This is a genomic window from Planktothrix sp. FACHB-1355 (assembly GCF_014748295.1).
Lineage (GTDB): Bacteria > Cyanobacteriota > Cyanobacteriia > Cyanobacteriales > Aerosakkonemataceae > Aerosakkonema > Aerosakkonema funiforme_A.
The window spans coordinates 1-3,893 of the sequence record NZ_JACJUP010000646.1; the positions used below are offsets into that span (position 1 = coordinate 1).

The following is a 3,893-nucleotide window of genomic DNA, read 5'->3' on the forward strand; positions in this document are numbered from 1 at the left end:
TTGTAGCAGTTGCCGATAGCGTTGAATTGTCTGAATTACCTGGTTAGGTGTTTCATTGACAAATTCAATTCGGAAGTTACTAACCCCCAATTCTATCAGACGTTGGACATATTCTGCACCAGTTTGAGCAGTGCCATTAAACACAGTATTGCGACAACCGGCATCAGCTTGCAGGATATGTTCTGTGCCGACGCGATCGCGCAATTTCACCTCATATTTTTCACAAGGACGCCCGCAATTAGTATAATCGGTTCCATCTGATAAAAACGCACAAAAAACACAATGCTCCATGTGGAACATCGGCATATGCTGATGAATAGTTACCTCAAACCAATGACGCGGACAATTAACGAGCAAATCTTCGAGTTGGCTAATATTCAAATCGTAAGATGCGGTGAGCCTTTCCAGTTTATATTGCTGTTTAAAATAGTCAGCCGTGAGAGGATTGGCAACATTGAGAGAGAAATCTCCAATACAGGGATATTCGGCAAAAAACTGGAGTTGATCGTAGTTTCGCACCAAATAACCATCCGCATCGCAGTTGCGAACTTGCTCCAAAATATAGTTTTCCCCAGGTTTAGTAATTCGCGGTGGCGCAACCCAAATCTTTGTAGGGGCGAAGCATTTGGGCGACAATTTTTCAGTTCTGTGCGAATTTCCCTCCCCAAATGCTTCGCCCGTATTTGACTTTTCAGTTAAATGCTTTCGATGAACTAACTGTACAGCTTCTCGATAAGCGCGGGGGTCTTCAAATTCACAGTAAATTGTTTGAATTCCCGCTTGAAGTGCGGCTTCCACTTGTTTGAGATTTCGCACTAAAACAATTAAAGTAGGAGAAGCTAACGGTGCTGATTCTTGGGCGGGTAGTAAATCGGAAAAAGAAACATTTGAGCGCAATTGCCAGCGTTTGGGTTGCGATCGCAATTCCTCCAACTTCGCCACAATCTCCCGCCGCATCCGGTTCAACTCGCTGACGGGCACCATTAATGCAGATTTGAGATAATTTGTCAATACCCCCAAACAAAAAGGTGTGTTACCGAGACGACCGAACTGTTCTTGCAAACGCTCTGTTGTGAGGGGTTTGGTGTGCGCTTCCACCAGAGGTATGGAGGATTCCACCTCCACGATATGACCCAGTTCATCGCGAGCGATCGCAATTAGAGGTTGACCGACTTCGCCATATATTTCCAAATCGATCGGACGCTGAAATTGGGGAGTATCGCCAGCAAAACTCTGACGCAATTGGCGATCGAGTTTTGGATCGCTAGTTTTCCAAATTTTATCGCCCACATGAATTCGTCGCCAGTTCAAATCGCCCCGCCCAAAAGTCAGCACCGCATCTTGACCGCGCAGTTCCACCCCATAAACGCGACCGCCTTCTTCCTGCGCTTCCGGACGACCGCAGTCAAAAACGACACCATCACCCGGTTCGATCGGCGCTGACAGTCGCACGGTTACCTGTTCGTTGCGGATGCGGGTAACTTCGCCCAGATAAACTCCCCGCTTTTTCCCGAAACGCGCATGAACGAGTTCTTGATTGTTAATTCCGCGAAACCATCCTGTATGGAGTCCGCGAGAAAATGCCATTTCTAAGTTGTAGCGTTCCTCATTTATAAAGGGAGTTTGAGTTCCCCCTTCCCTCGTAGGAAAGGAGGTGAGGGGGTGAGGTTTTTCTAACTCCGCCATAATGCGATCGAGTGCTTCTCGATAAACGCGAGTAACATTAGCAACATACTCCGGCGTTTTCAGACGACCTTCAATTTTGAGAGAACTTACGCCTGTCTTTACCAACTCTGGCAAAACTTCTAACCCTGCTAAATCTTGCGGACTGAGAAGATATTTTCGATCTCCCAAATCTACCGTTTTCCCATCAGCAATTAACTCATAAGTCATCCGACAAGCTTGGGCGCATTCCCCTCGATTTGCCGAACGTCCCCCCAGCGCTTCACTCGTCAAACACTGACCCGAATAAGCGACACACAAAGCACCGTGAACAAACACTTCCAGAGGTAAAGATGCGTTTTTTTCCGCAATTTGCTGCTGAATTTTGTTAATTTCTTTCAGAGAGCATTCGCGAGCGAGTACCACCAACTGACAACCGAGAGATTTAGCAAATTCTACCCCCGCCGGACTGGTGACAGTCATCTGCGTAGAAGCATGAATGGGAAAATCAGGAGAAAGGTGACGAATGAGGCGACAAATTCCCACATCCTGCACAATTACCGCATCTACTCCCGCTGCAATAATTGTACGGAGATACTGTTGTGCTTCTGCTAGTTCTTTAGGAAAAATCAGCGTATTGAGAGTGACATAACCTTTCACACCTCGACGGTGCAAAAATCTCATCAATTTCGGCAAATCTGCTTCGGTAAAATTTTGCGCCCGCATCCTGGCATTAAACCGATCTAAACCGAAATAGATAGCATCTGCGCCATTTTCGATGGCAGCTTTAGCACAATCCCAATTACCCGCTGGGGCGAGTATTTCTGGACGTTTAAAGGTGGGCGATGTATGTGATGGGGTTTGTGTACGATCGGCTTTCATCGGGTTTGTGCCAGCTTAGATGGCACTATCTAACAGTTAGGAGTTCTTTGGCTATCATAGCTTTATCGGATCGGTTTGTATTGTGTAAGTTTACAAATGTAGATAGTTGATAGAAAAGATTATTCCAACAGCAGAACATATTCACCTATTTAATCTATATCCTGTGGTTCAGTTACCAGCGCTAAACCCGCTCATATTTGTCGAAATTTTTGCCTAGAAAGCGTACCAATTTTGTCATTTAAAATAGCTTTGTCTACTGTAAATACTTGAGAAATATTAACTACGCTTTATTCCGGCAAATCGGCTTCTCCTAGTTCAAGCAGCACGTTACCTATTGCTCCTGCTCTTCGCAGGTTAGTAGTTAACGCACAAACAATTACAGTTCTGATTTGAGAAGAGTTTAACACATCGTTTTGAATCACCACATAAGGACGGATATAAGCTGGTTCCGATCCCATTGGCTGTCCTAAATCAATCCAGTAAATATCTCCCTGACGAATTACCATTCCTCTTCTGCCAACTGTCGTTGGTGGCGACGCATTCCTTCTAACATAGCTTGCTCTGATAAATCCAAATCGTCAGCATACGCCTCATTAATGCTTTGTAACAGTTTTCGAGCGCGATAGCGACGCAAATAATCTTCTATCGCTAGAGCAAATAAGTCATTTTGAGAAATTTGCATTTCATTTGCTAAGGCATCTGCCTCTTTATAGAGCGAATCTTGAATTAAAATATCTGTTTTGATAGTTGCCATAAGATAAGCCTCCATTGGGCGCTAGTGCATAGGCAGTTGCTTCTTTAAGCCAAAGTATAATTCTACTGTAGTTCAGTTGCGATCGCGACAGGTAACATTACTCAAAACGATCGATCGCATTCTTCAACCCAATTCCTCAGCATCAGCAGCATCGCCCTCTGACTCAACAACTTCAAACTTTACCTTATTATACAAATCCACCAGCGCAATCTGAAAAGAAACTGAAGTCAGAGCGATCGCCTCATCTTCCTCATCATATTCATAAAACGACCATCGCTTTTTCCCTGCTTTAGAAAACTGCTCGACACGAATCTTGTTTTGGTCAATTAAAAGATATTCTTGTAATGTTTCGATTGTCCGGTAAGCCTCAAATTTCTTTTCGCGATCGTATCCCTTGGTCGATGGCGATAAAACTTCTACAATAACTTGGGGATTGACAAGAATATCTGTACGGTTGTTGAAATACTCCGGTTCACCCGCCACAATCATCACGTCTGGATATGTATACATCCGCCTTTTGGGTATCCACAGACGCATATCACTTGTGAAAGCTTCGTAATCCTGCTGTCTGAAAGCAAAGTTCAAAGCAGCGTAG

The 3,893-nt window shown here is 44.5% G+C and carries 3 protein-coding genes and 1 pseudogene; all 4 read right to left on the reverse strand.

Translation table 11 applies throughout. The features are described 5' to 3' along the window. Positions 1 to 2,544 (reverse strand): U32 family peptidase (locus H6S82_RS22305; protein ID WP_191056720.1); only part of this gene is annotated, 2,544 nt, incomplete at its 3' end. A gap of 191 nt (positions 2,545 to 2,735) precedes the next feature. After that, a pseudogene (locus H6S82_RS22310) lies at positions 2,736 to 3,050 on the reverse strand (type II toxin-antitoxin system PemK/MazF family toxin). Next, entirely contained in the window at positions 3,044 to 3,298 is a 255-nt protein-coding gene (locus tag H6S82_RS22315) for a hypothetical protein (protein WP_190463751.1), read from the reverse strand. Before H6S82_RS22315 ends, H6S82_RS22310 begins: the two are co-directional and overlap by 7 nt. 123 nt (positions 3,299 to 3,421) lie before the next feature. Then, positions 3,422 to 3,893, reverse strand: a 472-nt coding sequence (locus tag H6S82_RS22320) for a Uma2 family endonuclease (RefSeq protein ID WP_191056721.1), incomplete at its 5' end; no start/stop codon positions are given.